At 48.8% G+C, this 5,775-nt stretch carries 7 protein-coding genes; all 7 read right to left on the bottom strand.

What is annotated here, in order from left to right:
* Positions 1–71: 71 nt before the first annotated feature.
* Entirely contained in the window at positions 72–554 is a 483-nt protein-coding gene (locus tag KQI39_RS16910; RefSeq protein ID WP_076917214.1) for a hypothetical protein, read from the bottom strand.
* A gap of 33 nt (positions 555–587) precedes the next feature.
* On the bottom strand, positions 588–866 hold the full coding sequence (locus KQI39_RS16905; protein WP_021632616.1) for a type II toxin-antitoxin system YafQ family toxin: 279 nt from the start codon (positions 864–866) through the stop codon (positions 588–590).
* A complete protein-coding gene (locus KQI39_RS16900; protein ID WP_033119556.1) occupies positions 859–1,125 on the bottom strand; it encodes a type II toxin-antitoxin system RelB/DinJ family antitoxin in 267 nt (88 codons plus the stop codon). Before KQI39_RS16900 ends, KQI39_RS16905 begins: the two co-directional genes overlap by 8 nt.
* A 255-nt stretch (positions 1,126–1,380) precedes the next feature.
* Positions 1,381–2,832: a hypothetical protein gene (locus KQI39_RS16895; protein WP_207709054.1), complete on the bottom strand. Its 1,452-nt coding sequence runs from the start codon at positions 2,830–2,832 to the stop codon at positions 1,381–1,383.
* A gap of 289 nt (positions 2,833–3,121) precedes the next feature.
* Positions 3,122–4,369 carry a plasmid recombination protein gene (locus KQI39_RS16890; RefSeq protein WP_015517767.1) on the bottom strand — a complete coding sequence of 416 codons (1,248 nt, stop codon included), beginning with the start codon at positions 4,367–4,369 and terminating at the stop codon, positions 3,122–3,124.
* Positions 4,370–4,525: 156 nt separating this feature from the next.
* Positions 4,526–4,675 carry a hypothetical protein gene (locus KQI39_RS16885; protein WP_154557778.1) on the bottom strand — a complete coding sequence of 50 codons (150 nt, stop codon included), beginning with the start codon at positions 4,673–4,675 and terminating at the stop codon, positions 4,526–4,528.
* A 139-nt stretch (positions 4,676–4,814) separates the two neighbouring features.
* Positions 4,815–5,775 (bottom strand): TrmH family RNA methyltransferase (locus tag KQI39_RS16880; RefSeq protein WP_216419733.1); only part of this gene is annotated, 961 nt, incomplete at its 5' end.

Below are 5,775 nucleotides of genomic sequence, written 5' to 3'. Positions count from 1 at the left end.
GGAAAAAGTCCTCCCTTCGATTTTTATAATTTCGGTGTGGGTGTAAAGCCATTTCCGATTTGTCGTTCTGTTTAGTCCCCAAAGAACCTACTAAACCAGCTACGCTTTTGAACCGGTTCTGTCTCACGCTCCGGCTGATCGGCTCCGGACTTGCCGGAAAGAAGCTGCTGATGCATTGTCCCAGCATGGAGAGCCTGGGCCGCTGCCGCAGTCTGCTGTGCCGTCACCAACGCCGAGCTGACCTCCGCCAACCTTGCGTTCAGTTCCTCGATCTGCTTGTCCTTTACAGCAAGTTGCTCGCTTTTCCGGTCTAATTCTCCCTGCAGCATAGCGATCAAAGTGGTTTCGCAAGTTTCGCAACTTGCTTTCGCCTGTTGCGAAACTTGCTTTCGTTCAACACCTAAATAATGCTGATATATGGCGGTTTTTTGACTTTCGCTGATTGCGAAACTTCCTTTCGCATCTTTCGCAACATGGTTTCGCCTACACCATGCACGAACTGCCTGTTCCGACACGCCACATTCTATTGCAATTTCCGTTATTACACCCGCCAAATATCATCACCACTCTTTCATCCGGAGTTAATCTCAAAACAAATCGCTATGAGATCCCGTCCTTATCAATTTCAAAATCAAAGTCTGCCGAACAACTTTATAGACCAACAGCCAGTCCGGCTCGATGTGACATTCTCTCATGTCCTTATAATTTCTGGAATTAGTGAGAGCATGATCTCGATACGCCTCCGGCAACGGCTGCTCGTTACACAACAGCGTGATCACTTCCTCCAACTTCTTCGGATCGCAGCCTCTCTTGATCGCAAGCTTGTAATCTCGTTTGAACTGCCCCGAAAACTCCGGCTTAAGCATTCAGCGCCTCCATCAGATCTGCAACGCTATCAAACGGACCATACATATCCTCTCCCTTTTCTGCCGCCTCCATCGCCGCATAGGTAACAGCATTCGGCTCGTCAACCTTGACTTCAAAGGGAAGTCCATGACACCTAAGTGCCTGTCGATAAAAAATACCCGTTGCCGTACTCAAATCCATTCCGAGGGACTTAAAGAGAGCTGCCGCCTGTGCTTTCAGCTCCGGCTCCATTCTTATCGTCATATTTCCTTTAGCCATAATAGCACTCCTTTCCTCGTCATTTTTAGCTTGCACTAATATTATATTCAATATTCGTGACATTTGCAAGTGCATTGCAAATGTTTTTTTGCAACTTTTCTATGAACAGTGCTTTCTATATGCTAACACCGCAGCGTGTACATTTAGGGGGTGAAAAAGCCTTATTTCGCGCGGTTTTCAAGCCTCGTTTTCGGTGGGGTAATATAAAAACCCTTACCCGCCCCGAAAACGCCTTGTAGGGCGTTTCTGGGGCGTTTACAGCCCTTTCTTAAATTCCTCCACCAACAGATCGCTCAAAGCCTGTGATGGGCGTATTTTGACCGTTATATGCCCCTCCGGTACGGTGTCCCACCATTTGCGGATCGTTTTCGGATCAAGTCCGGTGTCCCTATGACAATCGGCCTTGCGTCCCTCTGGATGCTCCTGCCGCCACGCATAGACTTGCGCTTTCTTTTCTTCTGCCCCTTTTCTTCTCCATGTGCCGCCAGGATAATCCACTTCCTGCACCGCCCTTGCTCTTTTCAAATGCTCTTTCTGTGATCTACAATTCCTCTTGTTGCGCTCGATGCGAACATCGGTCAGAGCTTCAATATCGGAAATCGTGAAATTGTAATACTCCTTGTCGTAGGCTTCCAGCGCACTCCGTATATCTTCCTCGGTCAATGCGTTCTCATGCTTCACCATCTGCAGATCATCAAAAGCCTCTTTCATATCCTGCCGGAGCTGCTGCTTCGACACACCGCATTTGTAAGCATAGATAGCAAGGCACATCAAAAAGAAATACCGATGCCCGCCCTTTATCTCTCCGATCTGCCGCAGCCACCAATGGTAGAGCGCATACGGATCATCACCATGCACCTTTCCGGCAATATCCCACTTCTTGCGTCCTTTCTCGCCTCTCACAACAACACGCTCATACCACTCCGGATATGCCTCCCTCGCCTCAGCTCGTGTCATTTTGGATGGGCTGAAAGGCTTATTGACATCCACCCTGTTTTCTGGCTTTGCGTAGGCGTTCAGATAATCCAGCGTTACCCGTTCTCCGGTACGGAAAGCGACCAGCTCCGTCCCATGCTTGTCATTGATGCTGCCCACCATGCGGAAGCTCTGATTGATGGATTGATACTGGATCGCCTTGACCTGCGAAGTGCTGCCATACTCCCATAGCCGGAAAGTGAGGTCATATTTCAGACTTTTAAGCTGAATTTTTATATTCGGGTATAGGTCAATCGGCTGCTGGAAAACATAGTAGATATGCAGCCCTGTCCCCGACAGAACAAGGAAAGTCGGCATCGGCAACCGGCGCACTCGCTCCGGATCGCCGCCAAAGCGCAGAAAGAGGTTGCGCAGCTCGGCAAGACCTACGCCATCCAGATCGAAGATCAGAGCATACATCCGCTGGGCGTTCTCCAGCCTGTTCTCCTTTCTGCGATATGCAAGACCGCTGCACAAAGTAAGGCTGTTCCCCTCGACAAACTCCATGTAATCCTGTTCCCATGTGTCGTTATACATCTTCCTGCGCCGGAGCTTCTTATCCTCGCTCTGTTCGTCCCGATACAGATACACAGCGTTCGGATGGGAAAAATCCGTGTGCCGTTCTCCGGAGTTCTCATTGTCCGGAAACAGCTCTTTATAAAACTCATAGCCTCCGACCTCCGGATATTGTGCGCTCAAATACTCGTAGCAGCCTCGATAATTCTCGGTCATATTACCACCTCACAAAAGAAAAAGTACCAAAAAGAAAATCCGCTGCGGCGGGGATCGCCTGCGGGCGGGAAGGGGGAAAAGGGGGAGCAAAAGAGCGGCGGCTACGCCGCCTTAAAGAGAAAGTCACCTCCCCCTTTTCCCCTCCGACTTTCTCCCTTTCAGAGAGAAAAAATATAGGTTGGGAGTACCCTTACAGGGGGCTTAGATTATCAATACAGCAATTCCCTATTTTCAGTTGTTATTATAGCCTGTCCGAAAGAGATTTTCAAGCCCTCCGGACAGGCTTCTTTTACAGCTCCATGCCGCCCATCCCTCGCTGGTGCTGCTGTTGCTCCTGCTGCTGTCCAATCTCCGGATCGGGCAGCAGCTCCCTCGCCTTTTCAAGCAGAGGACGCAGACGCTCCGGCAAGTGTTCTTCCAAGAAGTCCAGCATCCGACCGATGCCGTCCGTCAGACGCTCGGTGAAGCTGCGTTCCTCCTGCAGCTCGGATTGCAGATAATAGTTTTCATCGCGCAGCCTCCGGTTTTCCTGTTCAAGCCTCTGCTGCCGCTGCGCTTCTTCCAGCCGCTTCTTCATGGACGGCACCTGTGACCGCAGACGGGTGTTTTCCTCCGTCAGCTCCTGTACCTTGTGCCGATCCGTCACGCTGCGCAGTGCCATTTTCTTTAGCTGCTCGACCTGATCCACCGTCACGCCCTTTACTGCCCCTGTGAGCGTCTTTTCCGGCTGAATATCATGCAGGGGTGCATTTACCCTGTCAGCCTCCTTTAAGAGCCGCACAGTGCCTTTCAGAGCGTCCCGCTGCCGTTCCAGCTCAGCAACCTCCCGCTCTACTGCCGCTGTCTGCTGCTGCACCGCTTCCAGCCTCGCAGCCGCTTCCTTGAACTGCGGCAAGTCCATGTGCGGTCTGTTCGTGCCGAGAGAGATAATTTCAAAATCGTGCCGCTGGGCGATCTCCGTCAGAGCTTCTTTCTCCCGTTCCATCCACGCCGCCCATTCGGTCTGCTTTCTGCCGACACCGACAAACCCCTGCTGCTTCAATGCCTGTTTCATAGATACCCTTGTAGAAAGTCCTCTTGACTGCTCCGTTGCCACAGGGATAAAATCGACATGGAGATGGGGCGTTGCCTCGTCCATGTGCAGCACCATATTGAACACCCGCAGATGGGGGTTGCGTTCTGCAAAAGACTCCGCAAAATCTTTCAGAGCTGCCGCCGCCCGTTCTCCGTCCGGCGTACCGCACCCACAGTCGCTCATGTTGCCGATCTGGAAGATCGCTTCATGGAACAGCTTTTCCTGTTTACTCTGCCGGATATGCTCATAGTAGTCCGGTATCTTATCTCTCGTTTTGGTTTTCTTTGCGTTGTAGGCTGCGAGAGCTTCATCAAAGACCATATGATAGACCTGCTTCAGATCCTCGTTGCAGAAAACAATGTTCTGCTCCGTCCGGCTCCGGTCTACATTCGCCGCTGAGAAGCTGCGGTTGTTGTGCCGGATGCTCCCTGCACCTGTCATACCCGAAATCGTAACTCCCATAAAATCGCCCCCTTTCCGCTTATTCTTCCGTCCTCTATTTTATCATAAATTTCCGCTAAAAACAACCTCTTTGTTACTTTCTGGTGAGAAAGTAACGCAAAAGCACTTTCACACCGCCACCCCATCGGTGCAGCGGTGTGAAAGTGCTTTGCGCCCCTAAAGGGGAGGGGTTGCCGGAGCTGCTTCACTGCCGGCTCGTGCCTGCTGCTCTACCAGCTCCGGAGGGGCGCTGCCCCTGCCGTCTGCGGACGGCTCCCCGACCTTCATCCCACCGATAAACTGGAAGTTGTAATTATGCTTTACCATAAGCTTTATCAAGTATGAGATTATGATGTTTGCACGCAAGGGCGTAATGGTTGTAGAAATGCAAAAAAGGAGCGTGAGTTTTGGACTCACACTCCCCGATAAATGGAAATATTCCATTGCAAAAATAAACTGATAGAATTTACTTTATGCCCCTTTGCCTTGTGATTTCGTACATCAGAATTGAAGCAGCACAGCTTACATTGAACGAAGATGCGTATGATTTTTCTGACATTGGAATAGTACAAAGCAGGTCGCAATATTCTTTATATGCTTTGTTCAGTCCCATAGTTTCATTGCCCATCATTAGCATTAGAGGAACTGTAAGGTCAGCTGAATAAATCGGATTTTGCTTGTGTGCGGTAGTTCCGACAGTAAGGAAATTCGGATACTGTTCTTTCAATTTGTTTAGATACATAAAGAGATCGTTATTGTCAGCGATTCGTATAACGGGCATATTGAAAAAAGAACCCATAGCAGAAACAACTACATCAGGATCATAAAGGTCTATGGAATGTCCTGTAATGATAAGCATATCTGCTCCGAGTGCATCACAAGAGCGTATCATTGTACCGAGATTGCCTTTGTTTGACGGTCTGTCAAATAATACTATAAAAGGATTTTCGGAAAGCGGCACGTTCTCAAGCTTGTCCTCACGCATTTCAATGATAGCCATTAACTCAGACGTATCATCTTTATTGCTGAGGTCATTCATAAGCTCAGCTGTAAGACAAAAATTCTCATCTGTTTTAACATTTGCAATCATTTCCTTTGCCCAGCCGGATAAATTGTTTCTGTCATAAATAAAAGATTTTATATTCCATTTGTTCTTTACAGCTTCATTAAGGCTTCTGACACCTTCAACTAAGAACTCGTTATATCTGTACCTTTTATTTCTGTTAGTCTTAAGCACTTCAAATTTCTGATATGTGCTGTTTTTGCTGAATACTTTTGTTTCACGCATAGTGTATCCTTTTTCCTGACGGAAAAAGTCCTCCCTTCGATTTTTATAATTTCGGTGTGGGTGTAAAGCCATTTCCGATTTGTCGTTCTGTTTAGTCCCCAAAGAACCTACTAAACCAGCTACGCTTTTGAACCGGTTC

Origin of the sequence: Blautia sp. MSJ-36 (assembly GCF_018917985.1) — a bacterium.
In the GTDB taxonomy this organism is placed as follows: Bacteria; Bacillota; Clostridia; order Lachnospirales; family Lachnospiraceae; genus Blautia_A.
The sequence above is the reverse complement of the archived record's forward strand: the minus strand, read 5'-3'. Positions and strand labels throughout refer to the sequence as shown.